This is a genomic window from Streptomyces sp. NBC_00461 (genome assembly GCF_036013935.1).
In the GTDB taxonomy this organism is placed as follows: Bacteria; Actinomycetota; Actinomycetes; order Streptomycetales; family Streptomycetaceae; genus Streptomyces.
Map to the genome: position 1 here is coordinate 5232725 of NZ_CP107902.1, position 25026 is coordinate 5257750.

The following is a 25026-nucleotide window of genomic DNA, read 5'->3' on the forward strand; positions in this document are numbered from 1 at the left end:
GCCGCCCCTGCTCCTGCGGCGACGAGGCCCCTCAACCACGGCGGGGCCGCAGGCAGTTGTGCCTGCGGCCCCGCTCAGTTGCTGGGGTGGGTGGGTGGGGTGGGTCAGGACGGGTCGCCGTACTGGAGACCGCGTCCGTTGGTGCCGACGTAGACGCGGCCGTAGGTGTCGGGGTCGCCGGTGATGACGCCGGTGCCGCCGATGCTGCCCCACTGGTGGGCGTCGTCGTTGACGCGGAGCCAGGTGGCGCCCTTGTCGGTGGAGCGGAAGACCCCGGTGACGTTCTTGATGGTGCCGATCAGGTACAGCGCCTGATAGTTGGTGCGTGGCGCTGCCTTGCCGAAGCCGAGGGCGGAGGCGGACTGCACCGTGCTGAGCGTGGTGAAGGTGCGGCCGCCGTCGGTGGAGTGCAGCAGCCCCTTGCCGCCGCCGGCGATCCACAGGTCCCCGGCGATGCCGGGGACGGCCGTGAGCTTGCCGGCGGGCAGGCTGGTGGCACGGGCGCTGAAGGTCGCGCCGCCGTCGGTGCTGGCGTAGAGGGTGCCGTCGGCCAGTGAGTAGAACGTCCTGGCCGAGGAGCGGTCGGCGACGACCACGGCGCCGGTGCCCAGGCTGTTGACCTTCGACCAGCTTGCCCCCTTGTCGGTGGAGCGGTACGGGGCCTGTCCTTCCTCGGTCCAGACGATGGTGGAGCCGTCGGCCGCGAGTGCGACATGGCCGCTGTCGGCGCTGCCCACGGGCTTCGACCTGAAGCCGTTCCAGTTGCTGCCGCCGTCGGTGGAGTAGGCGCCGTCCTGCGTGCCGCCACGGCCGACGCGGACCATCGCCGAGGGGTTGGACTGGGCGAAGTCGATGTCGGTGCTGGTGATCATCAGCGGGTTCTTCAGCCGCCCGGCGGGCACCTTGGTCAGGGAGTTGGGGGTGCTGTAGTGGAAACCGCCCAGGTCGCCCATGGAGGAGATGACGGTGGCGCCGCCGGGCGGGGCGACCGCGTCCTGCACCGCGGTCTCCTCCAGCCCTCGGGCCCCGATGGTCCAGTGGCTTGTGCCGCCGCTGTCGGAGGCGTTGGCGTCCTTGCTGCGCCAGATGCCGCTGCCGGTGCCGTAGAGCACGTGCCCGGAGTTGAAGGGGTCGATGGCCAGGGCGGTCATCCAGTGCCCGGTGGCGGTACCGACGTAAGGAGCGCCGGAGGCGTCCCGCTCCGACTTCCCGGACAGTGCCTTCCAGTTCGCGCCGCCGTCGGTGCTCCGGTAGATCTCGTCCTGGGGCCACCAGCGGTCGAGGGTGGTGACCATGACCGTGGACGGATGCTGCGGGTCGACGGCCAGACCGGAGAACCCGTAACTGCCCTGGGAAGGCGAGATGTTCTTCCATGCTCCGCCGGTCGGCGTGTACTTCCACACCGAGCCCGCACTCACGCCGTTGGGTCCGACGACGTCGGTGTACGTCAGGTACAGCGAGCCGTCACCGGAGAGCACGCCGTGCTGCGGCATCTGGCCGGTGGGCTGCCCGGAGACGGCCTGCCAGGTGCTGCCGTCGTCGGTGGAGCGGTAGAGGGAGCGGGACTTGTCGGCGACGCCGACATAGACCGTCTTGCTTCCGGCCGGCCCGTACGTCACGAAGGAGATGCCCGCGCCGCTGCCCGCCCCGTCCTTGACGGGGAACGAGGAGACCTGACCCCAGGTCACGCCGCTGTCGGTGCTGCGCCACAGGCCGTTCTTGCGGGTGCCCATCAGCAGGGTGCCGTGGTTCCCGGGGTTGATCGCGAGCCGTTCGCCCGCCCCGCGGCCGTCCTCGTTGCCGCCCAGCTTGAACGGCAGAGCGGTGCGCTTGAAGGTGCGGCCCCGGTCCGTGGAGCGCAGCAACTCGCCGTTGCCCGCCCAGCCGTTGGTGTAGGTGCCCGCCCCGATGTAGAGCCGGTTGGGGTCGACGGGGTCGGTGGCCAGCGAGTCGATGCCCAGCAGGTTCCAGTCCTTCTCGCCGAACTGGTCGGTCAGCGGGATCCACTGCTCGGCCCCGGTGTCCCAGCGGTAGGCGCCGCCCATGTCGGTGCGCGCGTACAGCAGGCCCTTCTCGTGGGTGTTGAACACCAGCCCGTCGACGTAACCGCCGCCCACCACCTGGGCGTTCTTCCACGCATACGGTCCGGCCGCGGTCGTGGTCTGCCCCTTGCCGGTCCCGGTCGACTGGGTCTCGGCCGCCTTCACCAGCTTCCACTGCTGGTTGGTGCCGCCCTTGCCGGGATACTGGACGACCGCCGCACCCTTGGCCGTGGAGCCTCCCAGGACGTCCAGGACCTGGCCGCTCCTGCGGGAGGTGAAGGTGACGGCCTCGGAACCGCTCACATCCTTGATCTTCCACTCCTGGGAAGTGGAGGACCTGTCGGTCTGCTGCTCGGCGGCGGCTCCCTGCGCGGTCGAATTTCCCGCTATCCCCAGCACTTTGCCGCTGTTGCGGTTCACCAGCTCGTAGTAGCCGTCCCCGGTGGACCTCAGCTTCCACTGCTGGTTGGCGGTGTGCTGGTCGGTCCACTGCTGGATACGGGTGCCGTCGGCGGTGGAGAAGCCGTTGACATCCATCACCTTGCCGCTGCGCACGGAGACCAGCTGGTAGTAGGCAGCGCCGTCGATCGTCGCGGCCTGCGAGTCCTCCTGCGTGAACAGGAGGTACGGCAGGACGATGGCGGGCACACCGAGCAGCAGGCCTGTGGCGGTCCAGCGACGACGGTGACGCCCGCGGCGCCCGCCGTTCGTGGGGGTGTTCATGAGGGAGGCGTTCTCCTTGCATGCCGTTCACCGGAGGAAGAGCGAGTCCAGGCACCCGAAGGACCGGATCCGACTCCTTGTGGTCGCAGGCCCCGCAAAGGGTTGCCATGATCCGGAAACTTCTTTCAGGTCCCCTCCGGTCGGGGCGACGGGGCGGCCGGTGCGCGGCCGGCCGGTCGGCGGAGTGAAAGTCCGCGGGAGTCGCGATGGGATGACGGTGCGGGCTCCGACGTGAACCGTGACGGTGCCGCCGATCTCACCTGGGACCTGCGTCACCGACACCAACCGTGTCCATGACGGTGACGTGGCCGTACTCGACAGAGGTTGGGACCCGCGGTACTACCAGCGCAACCCGGTGATCGCGAACGGAACAGGTCCGCTGAAGCAGTTGCCGCAGCAGGGCACGCGGGGCGACCCCTCGCCCAGCGGCGCCGCGTCCACCGGGGTGGCGGGCCCCGGTTCTGCAAGACCCTCGCCGGCGCGAACCTGGTGTGGGTCTTCAGCTCCGCCTGCTCAGTCGTGGACCTCTTCCGTGTGCCCGAAGGGAAGATCATCGAGCACCGGGACGTCGCCGCCGACGGGCAGCAGCCCGCCTGGACGACTGAGCGGGTCGGTCTGCCGGAAACCGCGCTTCCGGCAGACCGACCCGCTCAGCGGCCGATGTCAGCGCACCATGGCCTCACTTGCCGTAGTACGGGTTGTGGACCGAGATCGTGGACGTGTTGCCCTTCTTGTCGATGATCTTGGCGCGGAGCGAGATGCCCTTGCCCTTCGCCGGGTTCTTCACGGTGATCTTGCCGTGCCGGACCTCGGTCTTCTTCCAGGTCCTGCCGTCGTCGTACGACACGTACACCGAGAGCGACTTGAGGTTCCGGCCCCTCGCCGCGCCCTCGACGGTGACCGGGTAGGTGACCGTTTGGCCGGCCTTGACCCGGCTGTCCAGGCCCGTCTTCGGCGCGAAGCGGATCGTGGAGACCGGCAGTTCGGTCGGCAGGCCGGAGGACGGCGCCTTCGAGTGGAACGTCCAGCTTGCGTCGACCCGGGTGGAGGCGGCCTGGACCCGGGCGCTTCGCCTGGCCGTGGTGGTCAGGGTGTACTCGGCCTCGTCGGCAGGGACCTTGAACACCTTGGCGCCGGTCAGCGGGTCGGCGTTCGAGCCGACCTTCCGGCCGTTGCGGTACAGCGTCGTGCGCGCCGAGGTGAGGCTGGAGACCGCGTCGTTGCGCCCGCCGTCGGCGAAGAGCGGAAGCTGGCCGTAGATCCCGTCGGGGCCGTGGAAGACACCGGACAGGCCGGGGACCACCCGCGGCGCGAACACCGCCGTGTCGAACGTCTTCCGGTAGGTCTTGCCGCCGGTGAGCCTCAGGTAGTCACCGGAGGTGGATTCGGCCTCCACGATCGGCGCACCGTCCGCGTCCTTCTTCCCCGAGAACTGCTGGAAGTCGAAGTACCAGCTGGCGCCCTCGCCCGTGGACAGGTGGTACGTCCGGGTGGTGGGCAGCTTCTGGGGCAGCGGGGTGTGGATGCCGTTGATGAGGGGCAGGGTGCCGGCCAGGGCGAGCACCCCGGTCTTTCCCGGGGCCGAGGCGCCCAGACCGGCCTTCACCGTGGCGAACTCGCTCGCCTTGTAATGGTGGACGTGCGTCCCGGTGATCTTCTTCACCTCGCCGCCGTCGAGCGTGTTGTACTCGGCGCCCTTGCCCTTGGTCCACTGCCCGGACCAGACCTGCGCCAGGGCGGAGGGCAGCTCCGGGCCGACGTGCGCGACACGGATGTCGGAGAAGGTGGGCATCACCACGTAGTTCGCCACCTGCGTGCCCTTGTGCTCGTAGAACACCATGGCCTGGAGTGGCTTGGCCTTCTTGTCCGGCACGGTGATGTCGGCCGACCGGGTCTTGTTCAGGTCGAGCGTGACCGTCTGGTCCTTGTCGACGTTCAGCACGGGCCGGACCAGCCAGTCGGCGCCGCCCTTGGTCGAGTTCGGGTCCTTCACGTTGAGCGAGTCGAGGATGTACGGGCCTTTGGGGACGCGGAGGGTGACCGTGTCGTCGGTGGACATGTCCGCGTACTGGGGGGCGTTCCGCTCGTCCCGGGACAGGGTGGTGAGGTGGACCGGGTGCTGCCCGGGGCGGTTGATGAACTTCAGCGTGACGTTGTACGCCTCTACCTCCCGCTCGACTCCCAGCGCCGTGCGGACGGTCTGGCCGTCGCCCTTGGCCGTCACATAGGCCGAGTAGCCGCCGACGAGCCCGCCGCCCAGCCTGGTGTCGACGGTGACGTCCACGGACGCCCTGCCGCCGGCGGGGACGGTGACCGTCTTCGCGCTCAGGGTGAAGAAGCCGTGCGGGGCCGCCTCGCCCCGGGGGTTGAAGGCCGCGGTCGACAGGGTCAGCGTGATGTCCTTCGTGCCGGCGTTGCGGTACGTCAGCTTCCTGGTGACCGGGGTGTCGTCGGTGTGCGGCCACCGCTGGACCGGGAAGCCCACCGAGGTCGTCTCGGCGAACACGCGCTGGCCGATCGCCTTGTCGACCTGGATGCGGCCCGAGCCCTGCGCGTAGGGGGTGTAGTCGCCGCCCTTGGCGGAGCCCACGAGTGCGGCCTTCAGCTCGCGGAACGTCCAGTCGCGGTGCTGCTGCTTGAGGATGGCGGCGGCGCCCGCCACATGCGGGGTCGCCATCGACGTACCCGAGATCGTCAGGTAGCCGGGCGGTTTCTCGCCGACCTCCTTTGCGATGGCGCTGCCCTTGGCGGCGGCCGCGGTGATGTCCACGCCGGGCGCGGTCACGTCCGGCTTGAGGGCTCCGTCGGCGGTCGGTCCCATGCTGGAGAAGTCCGCGACCTCGTCGTGGCCGTCGACGGCGCCGACGGTGAGCGCGTCGGCGGCGCTGCCCGGGGAGTCGACGGTCTTGAAGCCCTGTTCGCCCTCGTTGCCGGCGGCGATGGCGAAGAGGACGCCCTTGGTCTCCGAAAGCCTGTTGACCGTGGCCTCCATCGGGTCGACACCCGGGGTGTCGCGGCCGCCCAGGCTGAGGTTGATGACGTCGGCGCCCTGGTCGGCGGCCCACTCCATGCCCGCGATGATGCCGGCGTCGTCGCCCTGTCCCTGGTCGTTGAGGACCTTGCCGATGAGGAGCTTCGCTCCGGGTGCGACGCCCTTGTACTTGCCGCCGGACTCGGCGCCGGTTCCGGCGATGGTGGACGCGACGTGCGTGCCGTGTCCCTGCCGGTCCTCGGTGGTGGCGGACGTGCTGAAGTTCTTGGTGGCGAGCACCTGGCCCTTGAGGTCGGGGTGGCCGCTGTCGAGGCCGCTGTCCAGGACGGCGACCTTGACGCCCTTGCCGTCGTAGCCCTTGGCCCAGGCCGCGGGTGCGCCGATCTGCGGCACCGACTTGTCGAGGCTGGCCTTGCGGACGCCGTCGAGCCAGACGTGGGAGATGCCCGAGGCGAGGGTGTCGCCGTCGGTGAGGGCGTCCCACAGCTTCGGCGTCTGTGTGGTGGGCGCCTGAAGGGCGTCCATGTCCAGGGACTTGAAGGTCCGGTGGACCATGCCCGTGTCCCGGACTGCGGCTTTCAGGGAGCGCGCGGTGCCCTTGTAGCCCACGATGACCTTCAGGCCGCCCCGCTGGTTCCTGCGGTTGGCCGGCTTGTCGAGCTCGGTGACGTCGAACAGCCGCTGGTCGAGGCTGCCGTTCGCGATCAGCCGGGCGGCGTCCGTCGGGACGACGAGGGTGTGGCCGCCGGCCTTGCGTATCTGCACGGGGACCCGCTCGCGGCCCTTGGCCCGTTCCATGCCGACGACACCGCCCTTGGCGTCGACGAGGACACGGTCACCGGTGACGAGGGTGAGGCGGTGCGTGCCGGCGGATTCCCTGTCCTTGGCGGCGGCCGCCGCCGTACCGGTCTGCACGGGCGTGGCCTGTGCGGTGCCGATCAGTCCCGTGGCGAGGGCCGCCGCCACCGTCGCGGCGGCCGTGCCCACGCATGCCGCTTTCACTTTTCTGCGCAAAGTTCCCCCAGGGCTGGAATGCCGGGTGGCAATGATCGGGGCCACCGTAGGAATCCGGGCGCACGGCTGTTCGTCGGCTGTGCGGCGACGACGTATCGATGTCGATGACGGACCGCCGGGCGGTTGTTACATGCGCAGGTCAAGGCCGAGACCGACCGGCCGTAGCATGGCTTGCGGCTCTTGCGGGAGCGATCTCCACATGACCCGGCGGCCCAGCGGAAGGAGCAGGGGATGCGGCTTCGCCGAGGCCTGCCGTGCGCCGTGCTGGCCGCCTGTCTGACCGGGTGCGGCGGCGTGGACGGCGGCGTCCGCGTCGAGGGCCCGGCGGCGACGAAGATCCCCTGGACGGGGCCGGTGTACATGACGGACTCCTACGGCCGGGCCTGGCAGCGCCCCGACGAGATCGACGCGACCCGGATCGTGACCCTGGACAAGCTGACGTGGCGGGTCTGGGGCCCGTCCCGGGCGCTCGGCACCGGGGTCGCGACGGACTTCACCTGCGTGTCCGGCTGCCCCGACGGCGACGACAACCCGCCGAGCTACCGCGTCGAGGTCGTCCTGAGCAACCCGGTCAGGCGCGGGGACGTGGCGTTCTACAGCCACATGGCCCTCACCCCCGCACACCCCCCGGCGCCGTTCTGGGCGAAAGGCAGCGACGACACGGACCTGGACGTACCGGATGCCTGAGAACGGCACGGGAGAGGACCGTCGGAGAGGGAACGCGATGCACGCTGGTCAGGATGTGCTGCTGGTCGAGGACGACGAGCTGATCCGGGAGGCCACGCGGCTCACCCTTGAGGAGCGCGGCTACCGCGTCCGTACCGCGGCCGACGGCCTGACCGGGCTTGAGCTCTTCCGGGAACGCCATCCGGACGTGGCCGTCCTCGACATCATGCTGCCGGGCCTCAACGGGGTCAGCCTGGCCGGCCGTATCCGCGAGGAGTCGGGCGTGCCGGTGCTGCTGATCTCGGCGCGCAACGACCCGGTGGACGTGGTGATGGGCCTGGAGGCGGGTGCCGACGACTACGTCACCAAGCCTTTCGACGGCCCGGTCCTCGTGGCCCGCATCCGCTCCCTGCTGCGTCGGGCGGCCCCCGCCGAGCAGCCGGACCACAGCCCGCGCCTGCGCTTCGGGGACCTGGAGTTCTGCCCGGGGTCCCTGACCGCGAGCCGGGACGGAAAGCCGCTCGCCCTGACCACGACCGAGCTGAAGCTGCTGAGTGAGTTCGCCGCCGCGCCGGGGACCGTGCTCTCCCGGGACCTGCTCCTGGAGCGGGTCTGGGACTACGCCTGGTCCGGTGACACCCGGGTGGTGGACGTCCATGTGCAGCGGCTGCGCGCCAAGATCGGCCGGGAGCGGATCGAGACGGTACGCGGCTTCGGCTACAAGCTGCGCACATGAGACGGCCCGCTGTGAAGAACGTGAGGCCGCCCGCCTTGAACGTGGGGGCGAAGGTCGCCCTGGCCGTCGCCGCCGCGGCCATGTGCGTGGCGGGGGCGATCGGGGTGCTGGTGCACCGGACCACCGCTGCCGACCAGCTGGCCACCGCCCGCTCCGGCCTGGACCAGGAGTTGCTGAGCGCCGCCGGTGACCACGCCGACGGACGCAGGTCGGACGCCCGGCTCGACCCGTCCGACCTGCCCGGACCGGTGGCACGGGCGGTGCGCGACGACGTCCGGGTGACCTACCTGCAGGAGGGCGGTGAGGGTCCGGTGCTGTGGGCGGCGACCCGGGTCTCGGACCGCAAGGTGCTCGCGATCCGCCGTTCGTACGCCCCCGAGGAGCGGTCCCTGGCCGCACTCGACCGGACGCTGCTCGCCACGGGCGCGGCCGTCACCGTCCTGGTGTCCCTGGCCGGACTGCTGCTCGGGGTGCGGATGGGACGGCGGGCCACGGCCGCCGCACGGACGGCGGAACGCATCGCCGACGGCGACCTCGACGCCCGGGTCCGCCCCCACGGCCATGACGAGATCGCCCGGCTCGCCGCCTCCGTCGACACCATGGCGGACGCGCTCGGCGCCCGTCTGGAGGCCGAGCGCCGCGTGACCGCCGACATCGCGCACGAACTGCGCACACCGGTCGCGGGCATGTCGACAGCGGTCGGCCTGCTGCCGCCAGGCCGGGCGTCCGACCTGGTGGCGGGCAGCGTGCAGAAGCTGCGCGGGCTGGTGGAGGACGTGCTGGAAGTGGCCCGGCTGGATTCCCAGGTGGCGGCGGTGGAGACCGAGGAACGTGAGGTGAGCGCGATGACCCGGCGCGCGGTCGCGGGGCTCGACAACGTGTCCGTGACGGTCCTGGCGGACGCGGTCGTGGCCACCGACCCGCGCCGAGTCGAGAGGATCCTCGCCAACCTGGCCGCCAACGCCCTGCGGCACGGCGCCCCGCCCGTGGAGATCGAGGTCGACGGCCCCGTGGTCCGGGTCCGCGACCACGGCCCCGGTTTCCCGTCCGACCTGCTCGCGGTGCTGCACACCTCCGGCCCCCAGCGCTTCCGCACCGGCTCCCGGACCGGCGGCACCGGCCTCGGCCTGACCATCGCCACCGGCCAGGCCCGCCTCCTGGGCGCCCGCCTGACCTTCCGCAACCGCCCGGAGGGGGGCGCGGAGACGGAGCTGTGGCTGCCGGCGGACTGATCCGACGGGCGCGGGCGGGGCTTCTCCTGAAGGGCCGGGTGTCGTCAGGAGAGCTTGATCAGGGTGTAGCCGTCATCAGTGGCTTCTTGCGTCAGTTCACGGGGACGCTGTCGTAGATGCCGTGCGCGACGGTCGTCCTGGCCGTCCGGGCCAGCCTGTTTGTCATCGCCTGGTAGCGGTCGTGGACGTATGCCTGTCGGACCTGTGCGGCCACTTCGCCGAACGGCGGCGTGGTGATGTTCCCGCTCTTGTTTTCCTGCCGGCGGAAGGTGTCGGGGTGGTCGCGGTAGTAGGCGCGCAGTGCGCTCTCGGGGGTGGGGATGGTGCCGGCCTTGACGAGGACCTGTTCGAGGCGTGCGTCGAGGTCGTGCAGGACGTACGTGAAGTAGTTGGCCTCGGTGTACTGCACGGGGCCGTAGATGACCTGGTGGGCGGCGACGGCCTGGCGGCGACGGGCGTTCTCGGCCGTCCAGGCGGCGAGGAAGGCGTCGTATCCGGGGTCGGCGATCAGGTGGTGCTGGTGCGCCAGTGCGAGGACGACCGTGCTCTGGGCGGCGTCGGCGAGGGCGTGCTGCTTCAGATAGGCGGCAGGGGTGGTGCCGGCGTGCGGGGTGGTCCAGAAGCCGGGGCCGTCGCCGACGCCGTAGGCCTTGTCGAAGTAGGCGAAGGTGGCAGCCCGCTCCTGTGTCAGGTAGAGGGCGAACTGGCGTACGGGGATTTTCTGGCCGTTGATCTCGGCGACCACGGCGGTGGGCGGGGGCGGGAGAGCGGTCGGTGTCGTGTCGGTTCGCTGTTGTCCGCCTGTGAGCAGGGCGGTGGCCGTGATCACCAGCGTGGCGAGGAGGCCCACGACGGCGATGGCCCATCCGGGGACCGCCCGGCGGGGGGCCGTGCGGCGCTGTGGAACTGCTGCGGGGCGGCGTGCCTGGCGCACCGACGTGGTCATCGTTGACTCCTTCGCGCGGTGGAGGTGGAGAGGGGTGCCCGGCCCGGGCCGAGTTGCGCGCTCCGGACCGGGCACCCGCTGACTCGTCGTCGGCTCAGCCGGCGGCGAGGGTCTGGATCTCGGAGGTGCTGAGCACCCGGTTGTAGAAGTGGACGTTGTCGATCTGGCCGTTGGTGAAGTCGACGGGTCCCTGGTTGTAGGTGCCGGCCCCGATCACGGTGGCGCCCCGGGCAGTCCAGGGGCTGCTGAAGGAGGCGCTGCCCTGGAGGGTGCCGTTGACGTACAGCGAGATCGTCTGGGCGCCGCTGTCATAGACGCCGAGCACGTGGTACCAGGTGCCGGTGGACGCCGACGAGGTCGCCGTGACGATGGTGGCCGTCGAGTTGTTGGTGTCCGCGGCACGAGTGACGAAGGTGAACTTGCCGCCCGACAGCTGAAGGTAGAACGGGCTGACCTTGAAGCCCACGAGGCCGGCGAAGGTCTGGTTGCCGCCGCTGACGGAGTTCAGCTTCACCCAGGCACCCGCCGAGTAGCTCTGGCCCGTGTCGATCACGGAGGCCGGGATCACGCCCAGCGTGCCCGCGGAACCGTCGAAGGCGAGCGAGTCGCCGCCGACCTTGCCGCTACCCGCCCAGGTGGTGTTGCCCTCCCGGTAGCCGTCGACGGTGTTGCCGAGGAGGTTGGAGAAGGTCTGGCCGCTGCCTTCGTCGAGTTGGTAGTAGCCGGCCGCGCCGGTGCCGAGGGCGTACGCCTCCCGCGCGTTGAGCGCTCGGGGGGTCATACGGACGTCGTCGATCGCCGCGGAGGCGAAGTCGGTGTTGCTGCCGTTCCACTTGGCGCGGCCGATCGTGGTGTGGCCGGTCGCCTTCCAGGGTGAGGAGAAGGCGGTGGTGCCCTGGAGTGTGCCGTTGACGTACAGGGCGATGGTGTGGGCGCTGTTGTCGTACACACCGGTCAGGTGGTACCAGGTGCCGGTGGCCGGTGTGCCGCCGGTGACCTGCTTCCAGGTCGCGCTGGTCGAGTCGGAGCTACGTACGGTGAACGCGAAGGTGCCGCTCGTCAGTTGCAGGTAGAAGGGGCTGATGGCGTTGCCGTCGATGGAGGCGTAGGTCTGGTTGCCGGTGAGGCTGCTCGGCTTTACCCACGCCGAGACCGAGTAGCTGCCGCTGGTGTCGACGGCCGTGGTGGGGACGTCGACCCAGGAGTTGCTCGCGCCGCTCAGACTGATGGCGCCGGCGCCCGTCTTGCCGGTGGTCCAGGAGGCCCCGGCCTGCAGCGTGCCGTTGTTGGAGCCGCCGCTGATGTCGGCGGTCGCGGTGCCGCTGCCTTCGTCGAGCGGCCAGTAGCCGCCGGGGGTCGCGGTGGGCCCGGACACGGCGGCCCCGTTGTAGGCGCCGATGTTGGGAGCTGTGCTGGAGGAGACGGTGTTGCCGAAGTAGTCCTGGCTGCCGTTGTTCGCGATGACGGCGCCCGCGCCGAACGCCGGGGAGCCGCTTCGCAGTTTGTAGGCGGCTGCGCTGGCGCGCCCGGCACTGCCGCCGCCGGGCTTGACGAACAGCGGGTCGGAGGTGATCTTGGCGGAGTCGGACGGCTCGGTGGACGGGTGGTCGCCGTAGAAGAGGTTGTGGGTCCAGGTGGTTCTCGTGTTGGAGTAGCCGCCCGTTCCGAGCTTGTAGATGATGTTGTTGGAGAAGGTGACGGTGCTGTTGGGTGTGCCGTCGGTGATCTTCCCGTTATTGCCCCGGGGCATGTAGATCGTGTTGTTGTACACCTGGGCGGTGGTGCCGCTGTCGACGCCGGACATCGTCGGGAAGATCGCGTTGGACGCCCCGTCGTTCTGGCTGATGTTGTAGCGGATCACAGAGGTCTTGGCCGCGAAGCCGCTGCTGCAGCACCATTCGGTGAAACCGAACGGGTTGTCGTGGCTCCAGTTGTACTGGATGACCGTTCCGCTGGTGTTGTTGTCGATGTCGAAGGCCTGACCGTCCACGAAGCTGCGGTACTGGCGGGCGACCTCGTTGTTCTGGAACACGGCGTTGGTCGTCCAGCCGCTCCACATGCCGGCCCCGGAGTAGCGGTAGCCGTTGTCGGTGGCGACGTTGTTCTGGATGACCGGTGAGGCGCAGAACACACAGACGATGTCGTTGCCGCCCGCGTCGGTGATGGTGTTGCCGTCGATCACCACGTTGTTGGTGTTGATGTTGTGGTTCAGGCCCTGGAGCGAGCCGATGTAGATGCCGCCGGCGTCAGTGCGCGTCAGCGTGTTGCCCTGGAGCAGGACGTCGTTCCAGGCGCTGGTGGTGTTGCTGTCGGTGACGTCGAAGGCGATGCCCGAGGACCGGCTGGGCTGGACTCCGGCGCTGTTGGTCCACAGGCCTTTCACGTCGTGGATGTTGTTGTTGACGATGTGGATGCCGTTGAAGGTGCCGCTGGTGTCGTTCTCCAGCTGGATGCCGCTGCGCACCGCGGCGCTGGAGGCCGGGTTGGTGATCTCCAGGTTCTGGATGGTCCAGTACTGCTGGTCGGTCAGGAGGATGGTGGCCGCCGCGCCGCCGCCGTTGAGGATCGGGGCCGCTCCGCTGCCGTAGCTGGAGATGACGATCGGGCTGCCGCTGGAGCCGGAGCCGTGCGGCTGGAGTTCGCCGGTCCAGGAGCCGCCGGCCTGGAACTGGATCTGGTTGCCGGCGGTGAACGTGGTGGAGTTGACGTTGGTGAGCGTCCTCCAGGGGGTGCTGGAAGTGCATCCGTCGTTGCTGTCGCTGCCTGACGACGACGAGACGAAGTACGTGGTGCACGTCGTCGCGTGCGCCTCCGTAGCGGGAAGCATGACGAGTCCCAGCGCGGCCGCCGCGCTTCCTGTGGCCGCTATGAGGCGGCGTTGCCATCTTCGCATTGCGTTCCTCTTCGAACGGGAGCGGATAGGTGAGGTGGGGCAGACCGGTGCGTGCGGCGCGCAAACGAGGGGAGGAGGGGGCGTGCGGCACGTACCGGTCGTCTAGGGGGCCTCAGGCGAGGCGGATCATGTTCCAGGAGAGAGCGGGGAGGGTGGCGCGCAGCACGGCATCGTCGAGGACGGTGCCCGCGGCGGTGGGTGTGACGCGTTCCGGCCGGTCGAGGGGGTTGCGGGCGTCCGGGTCGGGGTCGGTGAGCACGAAGTGCTCGACGAACGAGCCGAACAGCCGGGGGTCGACGTCTCCGACCACAAATGCGCCGGATCAAGAACAAACCGGTCGGCAGGAGACATGGCGGGATCCCTTCGTGGCGGGGCCGGGAAGTGGCGGCACGGGTGCTGGCTGTCGGTGCGGTGAGGGAGGCACGGTGTGGACGGCGTGCGGCAGCCGTCAGGATTCGGGTGCCAGGCCGAGTTCGACGGGCTCGTCCCGGTCGCAGGTCAGCCGGCCGGCGGTCACCCGCAGGGCGGCCACCTGGAGCGAGGACCGGCGGTACGCGTAGTCCGCTTCGTCGCTCTCCGGCGTCCGGTCGGGGTGCGTGAAGTAGAAGACGTACGCCGTCTCCCCCTGGACGACCACGTCGGCGTGGTAACCGAATCCGCCGTCGTCGGGGCGGCTGCCGGGAGCGTCGAGGATCAGCCCCTGGTACTCCCAGCGCCCCAGGTCGTCGGAGCGCAGGACGCCCTGCCCGCGCCATTCGTCGACGATCATCCAGTGGGTGCCGCCGAGTTCGAAGACGTTGGGGCCCTCGTGCGGCCGGTGGGTGACGGCCGGGCCGGTCGGCCGCCACTGGTAGAGGTCGGGGCTGTCGGCCGCGTAGGTGACCGAGCCGTGCGTCTCGTCCTTGAACCACATCCGGAAGCCGCCGCCGGGCAGTGGGAGGACACAGGCGTCGATCGCGCGGTCGGAGTCGAGGTCCAGGGGGCCGTGGTACGTCCAGTCGAGCAGGTCGGAGCTGGTGTAGTGGCGGATCTCGGCGCGTCCCGTCCAGGCGTCGGGCACGCCGCGGATCCAGCTGACGTACATGTGGTGGAGCCCGTCGTGCCAGATGATCTCCGGCGCCCAGAAGGTGTTGCGCCCCCATTCCGGGTCGGGGAGGTCCAGGGTGCCGCGGTAGGTCCAGGTGCGGCCGCCGTCGGCGGACGACGCGACTCCCAGGTCGGTGCCGTGCACCCAGGCGACACCGGGGCCGGGGGCGGTGACCCGGCGGCTTGTGTAGACGAGCCACCATTCGCGTGCCTGACGGTTCCAGACGGCCACCGGGTCGGCGGCACCGTCGTGGACCGGGTCACGGAACAGCGGTCCGCTCGCTGCACCTGTCACGTGAACATCTCCCTTACTTGAGGCCGGAGTTGACGAAGCCGCGGACGTAGGAGCGCTGGGCGGCGAGGAAGAGCAGGATGACGGGGACGAGATACAGCACCGCACCGCCGGCGAGGCGGTTGGGCAACGGGAAGCCCCTGTCGTTGACGTAGCCCTGCCCGACGCCGACCGCGAGGGTGGTGTTCGACTGGTCGAGCAGGAGGTTCGGGGCGATGAAGTCGCCCCACACCGCGTTGAACGCCAGGACGAAGGCCGTGACCATCAGCGGGCGGGACAGGGGCAGGAAGATCTGGAAGAAGACGCGGATGCGGCCGGCGCCGTCGATGACCGCGGCCTCCTCCAGCTCCTTGGGGAAACTGGAGAAGAACTGCCGGTACAGGAAGATGGCGTACGGCGCTCCGGCGGAGCCCCACAGGACCCACGGCCAGTACGTGCCGACCATGCCGACCTGGGCGAACATCAGGTAGGTGGGGATGAGCGTGACGATCTGCGGCACCATCATGGTCGAGATGAGCAGGCCGAACAGCAGGCCCTTGCCCGGGGCGCGCAGCCGGGCGAAGCCGTAGCCGACGAGCGCCGAGCTGATGGTGGTCAGGAAGGCGTTGACGACGGCCAGGATCAGGGAGTTGCGGCCGAACCGCCAGAACGGGATGGTCTTCACCGCGTCGGCGTAGTTGTGCCAGTCGAGCACCGACGGGAGCCAGGTGTCGGAGGACATCTCGTTGGCCGGCCGTAGCGAGCTGATCATCAGCTCGACGAAGGGCAGGGAGATCAGCACCGAGACGACGAGCAGGACCGTGAACACCAGCGTCTGCTTGCGGTTGCGGGGGCGCCGGGCCGGTGCCGTGGGGGCGGGCTCCGGGGCGGCCGGGTTGGCCGGGGTGGCGGGCACGGTCGCGGTCATGGAGCTTTCCTTGAGCGGCATGGCGGATCAGCCCTCCTTCGCGGCGGCGTTCGGGTCGACGGCGTAGAACACGCTCCGTCCGGCCACCTTGAAGATCAGGACGGTCAGCGCGACGATGACCAGGAAGAAGATCGTGAGCATCGCCGAGCCGTAGCCGTACCGGGAGTAGGAGAAGAACTGCGAGTAGACGTCGACCATGTAGACCCGGTTGGCGTTGGGGATGTTGGTGTAGACGTTGGCGACGCCGTCGCTGATCGGCGAGAGCAGCAGGACCGGGACGAACGTCTGCAGCGTGGTGATGGTGACCAGGACCGTCTGGAAGAGCAGGACCGGCGAGATCACCGGGAGGGTCACGTGCCGGAAGGCGGTGAAGGCGCCTCCGCCGTCCAGCCTGACGGCCTCCAGTTGTTCGGCCGGCACCGTCTGCAGGGCGGCGAGGTTGATGATGAGGCCCGCGCCGATGCCCCACAGCAGCACGATGACCAGGACGATGAAGGCCCGGTTGCCGGTCAGCCACATCAGCGCGTTGACGCCGAAGATGTGCAGGAACCGGTTGACGCCCCCGGAGTTCTGGTCGAACGCCACTTTCCAGATGAGGGACGCAGCGACCGGCGGCACGATCGCCGGGATGTAGATGAGGGTCCGGAAGACAGTGCGTCCGCGGACGCGCTCGTTGAGCAGCAGGGCCAGCAGCAGGCTGCCGGCGATCGTCGTGGGGACGATGATGGCCACCAGCGTCAGCGTCCTGGCCAGCGACGACAGGGTGTCCGCCGATGTGAGGACCTCACGGTAGTTGTCCAGGCCGACCCATGGCTTGAACGGCGCGATGCCGTCCCAGGCGGTGAAGCTCAGGTAGAAGGCGTAACCCACCGGGAAGACGGTCAGCACCGCGGTGCCGATCAGCCAGGGCGAGACGAAGCCGTAGAAGGCCAGCGCCTCGCCCCGCCGCCCGCTGCGCCGACGCCGTCGGGCCGGCCCAGTGGGCCGGGCACTTTTCAGTCGCATGAACACGGCCTACTTTCCGGCGAGCTTCTTGCCGCTGGCCAGCACCGCGTTGACGTCCTTGGTGAGCTGGTCGGCCAGCTTGGCCACCGAGGCGCCCGAGCCCACCGTGGCGGTGAACGCCTTGGCGAGGGTGGTGTCCAGCGCGGTGGTCTGCGCGTAGGGCGTGGCGTTGTGCAGGACGTCCACGTAGTGGAGTTCGTCGGACTGCACCTTGAACGAGGCCTTCTCGAACGCGGTGGACTGCGGCACGAGGGACAGCATCGACTTCAGCGAGGGCAGGCCGTTGCCGGCCGCGATGCGCTTCTGGGCTCCCGCGCCGCCGCAGTACCACTCGAGGAACTGGAAGGCGGCGCCGGCGTTCTTGGACTTGGCCGGTATCCAGTAGCCGACGGCGCCGAAGGACGGACTGACCCGCTTCTTGCCCAGCGTCGGGGCGGCGGCGAACACGCTCTTGGACTGGTACTCCTTGGCGGTGCTGCCGAGGAAGCCGCCGAACCAGAAGCCCTGCCCGGACGTGGCCTGCTTGCCCGCGACGTACTCGGGGCCGTCCCAGTCGGGGCTGGGGTTGATCAGGGAGTAGCCGATCTTGGACTTCGCCACGTCGACCAGCCAGGTCAGCGCGGCGATCGCCTCCGGTGAGGTGAAGTCGGCGCTGCCCAGGTCCGCGGAGAGGATCCGGCCGCCGGCGGACGCCACCATGGACCCGATGCGGTTCATGCTCGCGGTGGTCGTGAAGAGCCCGTGGACGCTGGTCTTGCCGCCCTGGGTCCTGGTGAGCTTCTTGGCGGCGTCGGCCAGCTCGTCGTAGCTGATGGGCTTGGACGGGTCCGGGGCCTTCAGGCCGGCGGCGGACCACATGTCCGCGTTGTACCACCACATGGCGTCCTGCGACCAGTCCTTGGCGATGCCGTACCGGGAGCCCTTGCCCTGGGTGGTGCCGTCCCACTTCCAGACGTCGTTGATGGGCAGGATGTCGGCTTCCTTGAGCACGGTGCTCTGGGCGAAGTACTCGTCCAGGTTCAGGGCCACGCCCCGGCTCGCGATGTAGGGGGTGACGTCGGTACCGGCGTCACGGACCACGTCCGGCGGGTTGCCGGCGGCCAGCATGGCGTTGAGCCGGGTCACGTCGGTGTTGATCTGCTTGATCTTGACGCCCGGGTGGGCCTTCTCGAACGCGGCGACCTCGGCGTCGGTGATCTCACCCTGGACGCTCATGATGGTCAGCGTCCCGCCCTTGGCCTTGACGGGGGTCTTGGACGCCGTCGTGGCGCTGTTCCCGCATGCGCTGAGGGCGGCGGCGCCGGCCAGGAACCCGGCGCTCGCGAGGACGGAGCGTCTGCTGATAGCCGATGAGGACATGGGGCCAACTCCTATGGCAGATGGGTGACGACGCCGACCGGGCGATGCGAAGTGAGGGGCGATCTGGCAGCGGGAAGTCGGACGCGGCGGCGGCCTTCTTCCCTCCCCCGACCTGGGCGGCTACATCGGGCGATGGGGGCCGGAGCCGGTTAAACCGGAAGTCACGGCTGGAAGCGGCATCAGAATGTAGCGCCAGTTCATCGTAGTCAACCCTTTACGGCGACGTTTCTGTTTGATGTCAGTCGACGCACGGACGGAATCTCGCGCCTCTCGCTCGCATTTGTGCAGCTGAGCAGCCACTTCACGTGGATGCCCCCTCGGGTGAATCTCGGCCATGGATGATCTCCAGCCATGGCAGCGGCAGTCCGATCCGTTGACATCGATGAACTAGAAGTGCGACGCTCACGCCACTCCAGGGCACAGCCACCATGAGGAGACCCCCTTGCCTCCACCCACTCTGAACGGCGCTCAGGCTGCGGCCGCCTCGCCCACTTCCGCAGACGCCCGGCCGGGGCAGCCCGCCGGCTACCTGTTCGCCCACTTCACCGGTGAACATCTGGCCGACGGCGAATGCGTCCGCTTCGCGCTCTGCGATGGTCCTCGCATGGACCGCTGGAAGCAGCTCGACGGCATCGCGCCGCTCGCGCCCGCCGACGGCGGTGCCAGGGACCCGTTCCTGATCCGCGCCGCGGACGGCAGCGGCTTCCACCTGATCGCCACCGACCTGCGCATCCACGGTGACGGCAGCTGGGAGCGGGCCATCGCGCACGGCAGCCGCGACCTGCTGGTGTGGCACTCCACCGACCTGAGCCACTGGGACGGCCCCCACCGGGTGGAGGTCATGCCGGAGCAGGCGGGCTGCGTCTGGGCACCCGAGGCCGTCTGGGATCCCGGCCGTGCCGAGTACCTGGTGTTCTGGGCCTCGACCGTCTACCCGGAGGACGACCCGGAGCGCGCCGACCCCTCGTACCACCGCATGTTCCGCGCCACCACCAAGGACTTCCGCACCTTCTCCGCCCCCCAGGTGTGGCTGGACACGGGCTACCCCGTGATCGACTCCACCGTCGTCGAGCACGAGGGCTGGTTCTACCGCTTCACCAAGGACGAGCGGATGCCCGGCACCCCAGGCGCCCCGGACGCCAAGTTCGTCTTCGTGGAGCGCTCGCGGACTCTGGACTCCCCGCACTACGAACCCGTCACTCAGGGCGTGGGACGCGGCGTCGACGGGCGGCCCGGCCTGGCGCACGCCGAAGGCCCCATCGTGCTGCCCGCCCCTGAAGGGGACGGCTGGCTGCTGCTCCTGGACGAGTTCGAGGGCCGCGGATACGTGCCCTTCCACGCCGACCGCCTGGACAGCCCGGTATGGCTGCCCGCCGCCGGCCCGGCGGGCTGCGCGGTGCCCAAGGGGCTGCGCCACGGGTCGGTGCTCGCGCTGACAGCGGCCGAGTGCGCCGGGCTTCGCGACCTCGCCCCGGCCGAAGTCTAAGGTTCTGCCATGTCCACGATGCATGACGTAGCCCAGCGGGCCGGGGTGTCACCCAAGACGGTCTCCCGGGTGGTCAACGGTGAATCCGGCGTCAGCGAGCGGACCCGGCACAAGGTCGACGCCGCCATAGCGGAACTGGGCTTCCGCCCCAACCCGATCGCCCGCAACCTGCGCACCGGCCGGACCGGACTCGTCGGCCTGGCCCTGCCCCACCTGTCGCAGCCCTTCTACGCGGAACTCGCCGAAGCGGTCATGCGCGAGGCCGAACGCCACGATCTGACCGTGCTCACCGAACTCACCGGCGGCGTGGCGGAAGCGGAACTCGCCCTGGTGAGCGAGCACGGCCCGTACCTGGCAGGATTGTTGATGTACCCGGTCGGCCTGTCGGACGAGCAGGCGCGCTCCGTCGCCCGGACCGTGCCGACCGTGTTCATGTCGGAACGGGCCTACGAGGCACCCGTCGACCGCGTCGCCATGGCCAACCGGGACGGCGTAAGGGCCATGGTCAGCCACATGGCCTCGCTCGGCTACACCCGGATCGCCGCCCTCGGCGCCGACCACACCGGACGGCCCGAGCGGGCAGCGGCCCACCTGCGCCTGGACGGCTACCGGGACGGGCTGCGCGACGCCGGCCTGCCCTACCTGCCCGAACTCGTCTGCGAGGTGGGCACCCCCGACTGGGACCGGCAGCACGGAGCGGAGGCGACACGCGGACTGATCGAGCGCGGTGTCCCCTTCGACGCCCTGGTGGCCTTCGCCGACGCCTTGGCACTGGGCGCCCTGCACGCGGTCCAGGAGGCAGACCTCACCATCCCGGACCAGGTGGCCGTCGCAGGATTCGACGACCTCGACGACGCACGCTACGCCTGTCCGTCGCTCACCTCCATCGCCCCCGGCACGGCGCAGATCGCCCGCGAGGCACTGTCCCTGCTGAACGACCGTATGGCCCTTACGGCCCCCCAGGACACAGGCCGGCTGGTCGTCGCCGACTTCGACCTGATGGCTCGTGAATCGACTTTGGGAGGGGTGGCCGCATGGCGCACAGCGTGACGATGCGCACGGTGGCCGAACGCGCCGGGGTGTCCACGAAGACCGTCTCCAACGTCATCAACGGCACCGGCTCGTACAGCCCCGAGACCGAACAGCGCGTGCGCGAGGCCGTCGAGGAACTCGGCTACCGCATGAACCCCTTCGCCCGCGGTCTGCGCTCGCGCCGCACCGACACCATCGCACTGGTCCTGCCCAACCTCGGCCAGCCCTTCTACGCGGAACTCGCCGAGCAGATCATGAGGGCACCCCAGACGCAGGGACTGAAGGTGGTGCTCCAATCGACCCACGGGGACGCCCGGCGGGAGCGGGCCGTCCTGTCCGCGCACCAGGAACTGGTGGACGGCGTCATCTACGTACCCCACGCCCTCGGCCCGGAGGACTACCTGCACCTGCCGGTCACCCGGCCCACGGTCGTACTCGGCGAACGCCCCGCCGACGCCACCACGCTGAGCCTGGACTACGTCGAGACCGCCGACGAACAGGGCGCCCGCGCAGTGGTGAGCCATCTCCTCTCCCAAGGCCGGCACCGCATCGCCGTCATCGGCGAACGAACCGGCCCCATGGCCGGAGCCCGCCGACTGCGCGGCTATCGAGCAGCTCTCGCCGAAGCCGGCGTGGACTACGACGACTCCCTGGTCATCGGCGTGGACGACGCGGACCTGTGGTCGTCCGGCGTCGGGGCGGCCACCCGGCTGCTGCGCACCCGGGTCCGGTTCGACGCCCTCTTCTGCTTCAACGACGTCGTGGCCGTCGCCGCGCTGTCCGTCCTGACCCGCAGCGGCATCAAGGTGCCCAACGACGTGGCCCTGGCCGGCTTCGACGACATCGAGGCGGCCCGCTTCGCCTCGCCGCCCCTGACCACCGTCGACCTACGACGCGAGTCGATCGCCCGCACCGCCATGACGCTGCTGCGCTCACGCCTGAACCTGGAGGACTTCCGGAACCTGCCCGGCCGCAGCGAAAGCATCGGGTACGACCTTCGCGTACGGGCATCGTCGGGAGTGCCTTCGTCCCGCTGAGCCCGATCACCTGCACGTTTACGCCGTGTCGGCGGTGCCTGTGCACCACCCGCGACGAAGCACGTCGCAGAACCCGGCAACGGCTCCCGGTGAAACAAGCCCCAGGCCGATGACCTGGGGCTTGAGGAGGAGCGGGCGGCGGGGGGCGAACTCGCACGCTCAGCCGTCGAGCCATGCGTGCGCTTGTGCTGTGCCGATGGCGCGTCAGGGTGCCGGTGGCTTGTCGGTCGGGGTGCATTCCTGGTCGTGCTGGCTGGGGATTCTGCCGCAGATGGTGATGGTGGAGGCGGGGGCGGAGGCCGTGGAGAGCATGCGGGTGTAGGTGTCGGTGCCGACGCGGATGGTGGCGTCCTCGGTGCGGCCCCAACGGTCGGTGATGGAGACGGAGTCGCCGATGGTGCCGTTCTCTATGCGGCCCCACGCGGCCTTGCAGCTGGGGCTGTAGCGGAGCTGGATCTGAAGGCCTCTCAGCCAGGTCTCGTGGGCGGTGCGCGCGTCCCACTGGCAGTTCTTGGCCTGAGGTTCCGCTTCGAGACAGCTGTCGCCCTGGCAGCCGGGCCTGGAGGCGGTGGCCGCGACGGGGGCGGCGAGTTCGCGGGTCGGGCTGGTCCGGGGCGCGGCAGCGGCCGGGTGCCCGTCGTCCGTGAACAGGGCGGTGCCGAGGGCGCCGAGGAGGGCGCCGGAAGCGACGTAGCACAGGGGCAGGGCCCGGCGCAGCCAGCGGTTGCCGCCGCCCCGGCTCCCGGCGGGGGCGACCGGCGCCCAGGTGTCGTCCTTGGGCGGGAGCGCGTCCTGCCGTGTCTCGCCGAGTTCGCGGGACGTCGTGTCGAGGGTGTCCCAGAGGGCGAGGAGGGCGGTGGACTCCTCGCCCACGGCGGCCGCCAGTTGCTCCATCGCGACACGGGTGGGCAGTTGCTCGCCGTTCAGAAACCGTTCCCAGGACGAGCGGCTGTAGTGCGTGCGACTGGCGAGGCGCCCGAAGCTGAGTCCGGACGCGTCCTTCATCCGGCGCATCTCCGCGAGCAGCAACTGTCTTGCATCGGTGGGCGTACCGCTCTCGCCCCTGACCACTTCGGTCACAGAATCCCCCTGGTTTTCACTGGTCATGAGCATTTTGCGGTCGTCTCCCGCCACACCAACGGCGCGTTGGCGGTGATGTGTGTCACGGGATGTCCCAGACGTCTCTGGGATCCCGTGAGCCCTGGTGGGACGCCGCCCCGCGGACCACGCTGATGGAGGTTTCCCACCTCTCGTTCAGGAGCGTCACGTGACCTATTCCTCCCTCGACCGCCGCGGCTTCTTCCGCCTAGGCGCCGGCGCCGTGGCCACCGCGGCCGGCCTCGCCGTCGTCGCGGACCTCGGCCTGGCCGGCCCGGCCGCCGCCTACGGCTGGGGCCGCAACCTCTCGCAGGGTTCCTCCGGCAACGACGTCGCCGAACTCCAGATCCGCGTCGCGGGCTGGGCCGCGGACTCCGCGTCGCAGACGTACGTCGCCGTCGACGGTTCGTTCGGGGCGGGCACGGCTGCGGCGCTGCGGCGCTTCCAGTCGGCGTACGGCCTGTCGGCGGACGGCGTCGCCGGGCCCCAGACCTTCTCCGTCCTCAACAGCCTTGAGAAGTCCGACGGTTCGACCGCGCACTTCGACTTCTCGGAGTTCACCAGCCACGACGGCTCCGGCTTCGGTGGCGGCAACGTCGGCGCGAGCGAGGTGAAGGAGAACGTACGGCGGACCATGTACAAACTGGAGGCGCTGCGCAAGAAGGCCGGCAACAGCTCGGTCACCATCAACTCCGGCTTCCGCAGCACCGCGTACAACTCCTCGATCGGCGGTGCGGGCAACTCGATGCACACCTACGGGGTGGCGGCCGACCTCGCCGTCTCCGGTCACTCCACGCTGCAGGTGTACCGGATCGCCGAGACGTGCGGCTTCTCGGGCCTGGAGACGCACACCGTTTCCTGGCAGCACGTGGACAGCCGGGTCGAGCACTCCAGCTACGGATCCGGCTTCTGGTGGTGGCAGGACGGCGTGGCGTAGGCACGCCCCACACATGAGGGTGCCCCCGCAGAACCGACTCTGCGGGGGCACCCTCATGTGCGCGGGACGGACGATGCGTGTCACGCCACCAGGCGGCTCCAGGTCCGTACGTCCACGACGCCGTTGGCGGGCAGGCCCGCCCCGGACTGGAAGGACGTCACACCGGCCGCGGTGCCCGGCCCGAAGGCGCCGTCCACCGTGGTGGCGATGCCGTGCGCGGTGAGCTGGCTCTGCACCGCCTTCACGGCGCTGCCCGAGGCGCCGTTCGCGAGCGGCGCCACCGCCTGGTTCCACGTCTGGTTGCCCGCGATGCCGTCGGCGGCGGCGTGCGTGGTGTTCTGGAATGAGGTGACCGCGGTCCGCGTGGCCGGCCCGTAGGAGCCGTCGACGGTGAGCGACAGCCCGCGCTGCACGAGCAGGTACTGCAGCGTCCGTACCCGCTCGCCGGTGGCACCGTTGGACAGCATCGGCCAGACCGGGCCCGTCGGGTCGCCGCCGATACGGGCGGCGACGTCCTTGCGGATCTGCGGGATGAGCGCGTAGAGGCGGTCGCCGGGGCATTCGGTGTTGTTGAAGTCCCGGTGCCCGTACACCTGGTAGGCCCGCAGGCCGTACTGCCGGCAGATGTGGGTGATCAGGTCCACCAGCGCCGTGTACTGCGTGCCGAGTGGGTCGACCGTGCTGTACGTGCCCTCGTTCTCGATGCCGATCGCCACCGTGTTCTGCGCCGTGCAGTGCGCCGACTCCACGTGCTGCGTGCCTGACTGCAGCGTGGACAGGCTGCTGTGGCGGCCCTCCGTGATGTAGCCGCCCCGGCTGATCGTGAAGTGCTGCCCGGTGTCGATCCAGCCCTCGCTGTCCATCTGGTACGTCTGCATCGCGCGGGCCAGCGCGTAGGCGTGTGCCTGCGAGTAGTCGGTGACGTTGTCGGTCGCGGTGTGGTGGACGATGACCTTGTCCGGGGCGCCGCCGATGACGTTGAGCGGCTTCGAGGGCGGCCGGGCGCCCCATGTGTCGGTCCCGGCGATCGTCGGACCGCTCGCGGCTCGCGCGGTCCCGGCGCCGAGCGCGGAAGCCGCCAGGGCGCCGGCGCCGATCGTGAGCGCCCCGGTGAGGACCGTACGGCGGCGGGGCGTGGGCATCGGCATCAGCAGGCCTCCAGTCCGGCGGGCGGGTCGGAGGGGGTGTTGACGTTGCCGCCCCACGACCAGACGTCGTAGTGCTGGGTCTTGATGCCCGGGTCGTAGACGTTGCCCTTGTACCAGATGTTCGTCTGGTAGTGCCCGTCGTCCACGTAAGTGCCGCGGGAGTAGCAGTAGATCCAGAAGTCCAGCGACTGGGTGGTGATCCCTCTGGACGAGCTGCTGGTGGAAGGCCCGTTACGCAGGCGGGAGTTGGCGTCGATGCTGTAGTTCTGGAAGGTGTACGCCTGCGCGGGCGACGCGGAGACGATGAGGCCGGCCGTCGAGGCGAGGGCGACGGCGAGGGAGGCGGCCGTGGTGGCGGCCTTGTGCCGGAAACGCATGTTCAGCTCCATGGGTGG

General features: G+C 69.9%; 18 protein-coding genes and 1 pseudogene. 7 read left to right on the plus strand and 12 right to left on the minus strand.

The window, feature by feature from the left end; genetic code table 11:
- Positions 1-104: 104 nt before the first annotated feature.
- Together OG870_RS24515 and OG870_RS24520 are read right to left on the minus strand one after the other, a co-directional pair.
- The gene (locus OG870_RS24515; RefSeq protein WP_266582904.1) at positions 105-2765 is read right to left on the minus strand and encodes an RICIN domain-containing protein; all 2661 of its coding nucleotides are present in this window, start codon (positions 2763-2765) and stop codon (positions 105-107) included.
- A gap of 679 nt (positions 2766-3444) precedes the next feature.
- Positions 3445-6744 carry a S8 family peptidase gene (locus OG870_RS24520; protein WP_266582902.1) on the minus strand — a complete coding sequence of 1100 codons (3300 nt, stop codon included), beginning with the start codon at positions 6742-6744 and terminating at the stop codon, positions 3445-3447.
- A 258-nt stretch (positions 6745-7002) separates the two neighbouring features.
- Here OG870_RS24520 and OG870_RS24525 point away from each other — a divergent pair, with 258 nt between their 5' ends.
- From OG870_RS24525 to OG870_RS24535, 3 genes are read left to right on the plus strand one after another with little or no spacing between them, the layout of a single operon-like run.
- Entirely contained in the window at positions 7003-7458 is a 456-nt protein-coding gene (locus OG870_RS24525) for a hypothetical protein (protein ID WP_266839234.1), read from the plus strand.
- Positions 7459-7495: 37 nt separating this feature from the next.
- A complete protein-coding gene (cseB, locus tag OG870_RS24530) occupies positions 7496-8173 on the plus strand; it encodes a two-component system response regulator CseB (RefSeq protein ID WP_266582900.1) in 678 nt (225 codons plus the stop codon).
- Complete coding sequence (locus OG870_RS24535) at positions 8170-9405, plus strand: sensor histidine kinase (RefSeq protein WP_266839231.1); 1236 nt, start codon at positions 8170-8172, stop codon at positions 9403-9405. Before cseB ends, OG870_RS24535 begins: the two co-directional genes overlap by 4 nt.
- Before the next feature lie 91 nt (positions 9406-9496).
- On the opposite strand, the gene OG870_RS24540 is transcribed toward OG870_RS24535, so the two are convergent.
- The 7 genes and pseudogenes from OG870_RS24540 to OG870_RS24570 all read right to left on the minus strand — a co-directional run bounded on the left by OG870_RS24540 (position 9497) and on the right by OG870_RS24570 (position 17893).
- On the minus strand, positions 9497-10351 hold the full coding sequence (locus OG870_RS24540; RefSeq protein ID WP_266582896.1) for a hypothetical protein: 855 nt from the start codon (positions 10349-10351) through the stop codon (positions 9497-9499).
- A 94-nt stretch (positions 10352-10445) separates the two neighbouring features.
- Positions 10446-13244 (minus strand): LamG-like jellyroll fold domain-containing protein, encoded by a 2799-nt coding sequence (locus tag OG870_RS24545; RefSeq protein ID WP_266839228.1) that lies wholly within the window; start codon positions 13242-13244, stop codon positions 10446-10448.
- Between the two features lie 112 nt (positions 13245-13356).
- Positions 13357-13595: pseudogene (locus OG870_RS24550) on the minus strand (hypothetical protein).
- Positions 13596-13692: 97 nt separating this feature from the next.
- Positions 13693-14625, minus strand: a complete 933-nt coding sequence (locus OG870_RS24555) for a glycosyl hydrolase (protein ID WP_266839226.1) — start codon at positions 14623-14625, stop codon at positions 13693-13695.
- 13 nt (positions 14626-14638) lie between these two features.
- A complete protein-coding gene (locus OG870_RS24560) occupies positions 14639-15529 on the minus strand; it encodes a carbohydrate ABC transporter permease (RefSeq protein WP_266839224.1) in 891 nt (296 codons plus the stop codon).
- A gap of 27 nt (positions 15530-15556) precedes the next feature.
- The gene (locus OG870_RS24565; RefSeq protein WP_266839222.1) at positions 15557-16534 is read right to left on the minus strand and encodes a carbohydrate ABC transporter permease; all 978 of its coding nucleotides are present in this window, start codon (positions 16532-16534) and stop codon (positions 15557-15559) included.
- A 9-nt stretch (positions 16535-16543) separates the two neighbouring features.
- Positions 16544-17893: an extracellular solute-binding protein gene (locus OG870_RS24570; RefSeq protein ID WP_266582887.1), complete on the minus strand. Its 1350-nt coding sequence runs from the start codon at positions 17891-17893 to the stop codon at positions 16544-16546.
- Positions 17894-18335: 442 nt separating this feature from the next.
- Here OG870_RS24570 and OG870_RS24575 point away from each other — a divergent pair, with 442 nt between their 5' ends.
- The 3 genes from OG870_RS24575 to OG870_RS24585 are packed head-to-tail and all read left to right on the plus strand — an operon-like array spanning position 18336 to position 21448.
- Entirely contained in the window at positions 18336-19379 is a 1044-nt protein-coding gene (locus tag OG870_RS24575) for a glycoside hydrolase family 43 protein (protein ID WP_266582885.1), read from the plus strand.
- A gap of 9 nt (positions 19380-19388) precedes the next feature.
- Positions 19389-20429: a LacI family DNA-binding transcriptional regulator gene (locus OG870_RS24580; protein WP_266582883.1), complete on the plus strand. Its 1041-nt coding sequence runs from the start codon at positions 19389-19391 to the stop codon at positions 20427-20429.
- Positions 20414-21448, plus strand: coding sequence for a LacI family DNA-binding transcriptional regulator (locus OG870_RS24585; RefSeq protein WP_266582881.1), 1035 nt, complete (start codon positions 20414-20416; stop codon positions 21446-21448). Before OG870_RS24580 ends, OG870_RS24585 begins: the two co-directional genes overlap by 16 nt.
- A 204-nt stretch (positions 21449-21652) precedes the next feature.
- Here the strand turns inward: OG870_RS24585 and OG870_RS24590 are convergent, their stop codons facing one another.
- Entirely contained in the window at positions 21653-22528 is an 876-nt protein-coding gene (locus OG870_RS24590; RefSeq protein ID WP_266582879.1) for a helix-turn-helix domain-containing protein, read from the minus strand.
- Positions 22529-22715: 187 nt separating this feature from the next.
- Here OG870_RS24590 and OG870_RS24595 point away from each other — a divergent pair, with 187 nt between their 5' ends.
- Positions 22716-23483 carry a D-Ala-D-Ala carboxypeptidase family metallohydrolase gene (locus OG870_RS24595; protein WP_266582877.1) on the plus strand — a complete coding sequence of 256 codons (768 nt, stop codon included), beginning with the start codon at positions 22716-22718 and terminating at the stop codon, positions 23481-23483.
- An 80-nt stretch (positions 23484-23563) separates the two neighbouring features.
- Here the strand turns inward: OG870_RS24595 and OG870_RS24600 are convergent, their stop codons facing one another.
- Both OG870_RS24600 and OG870_RS24605 read right to left on the minus strand, forming a co-directional pair.
- Positions 23564-24631, minus strand: coding sequence for a peptidoglycan recognition protein family protein (locus OG870_RS24600; protein ID WP_266582875.1), 1068 nt, complete (start codon positions 24629-24631; stop codon positions 23564-23566).
- On the minus strand, positions 24631-25008 hold the full coding sequence (locus OG870_RS24605; protein ID WP_266582873.1) for a hypothetical protein: 378 nt from the start codon (positions 25006-25008) through the stop codon (positions 24631-24633). The genes OG870_RS24600 and OG870_RS24605 overlap by 1 nt, the downstream gene beginning before the upstream one ends.
- Positions 25009-25026: the final 18 nt, after the last annotated feature.

Coding starts and splice junctions, on each gene's coding strand:
- OG870_RS24605 (WP_266582873.1), bottom strand. CDS start 25,008: ATGCGTTTCCGGCACAAGGCCGCCACCACGGCCGCCTCCCTCGCCGTC.
- OG870_RS24515 (WP_266582904.1), bottom strand. CDS start 2,765: ATGAACACCCCCACGAACGGCGGGCGCCGCGGGCGTCACCGTCGTCGC.
- cseB (WP_266582900.1), top strand. CDS start 7,496: ATGCACGCTGGTCAGGATGTGCTGCTGGTCGAGGACGACGAGCTGATC.
- OG870_RS24585 (WP_266582881.1), top strand. CDS start 20,414: ATGGCGCACAGCGTGACGATGCGCACGGTGGCCGAACGCGCCGGGGTG.
- OG870_RS24570 (WP_266582887.1), bottom strand. CDS start 17,893: ATGTCCTCATCGGCTATCAGCAGACGCTCCGTCCTCGCGAGCGCCGGG.
- OG870_RS24545 (WP_266839228.1), bottom strand. CDS start 13,244: ATGCGAAGATGGCAACGCCGCCTCATAGCGGCCACAGGAAGCGCGGCG.
- OG870_RS24540 (WP_266582896.1), bottom strand. CDS start 10,351: ATGACCACGTCGGTGCGCCAGGCACGCCGCCCCGCAGCAGTTCCACAG.
- OG870_RS24525 (WP_266839234.1), top strand. CDS start 7,003: ATGCGGCTTCGCCGAGGCCTGCCGTGCGCCGTGCTGGCCGCCTGTCTG.
- OG870_RS24565 (WP_266839222.1), bottom strand. CDS start 16,534: ATGCGACTGAAAAGTGCCCGGCCCACTGGGCCGGCCCGACGGCGTCGG.
- OG870_RS24560 (WP_266839224.1), bottom strand. CDS start 15,529: ATGACCGCGACCGTGCCCGCCACCCCGGCCAACCCGGCCGCCCCGGAG.
- OG870_RS24535 (WP_266839231.1), top strand. CDS start 8,170: ATGAGACGGCCCGCTGTGAAGAACGTGAGGCCGCCCGCCTTGAACGTG.
- OG870_RS24580 (WP_266582883.1), top strand. CDS start 19,389: ATGTCCACGATGCATGACGTAGCCCAGCGGGCCGGGGTGTCACCCAAG.
- OG870_RS24600 (WP_266582875.1), bottom strand. CDS start 24,631: ATGCCGATGCCCACGCCCCGCCGCCGTACGGTCCTCACCGGGGCGCTC.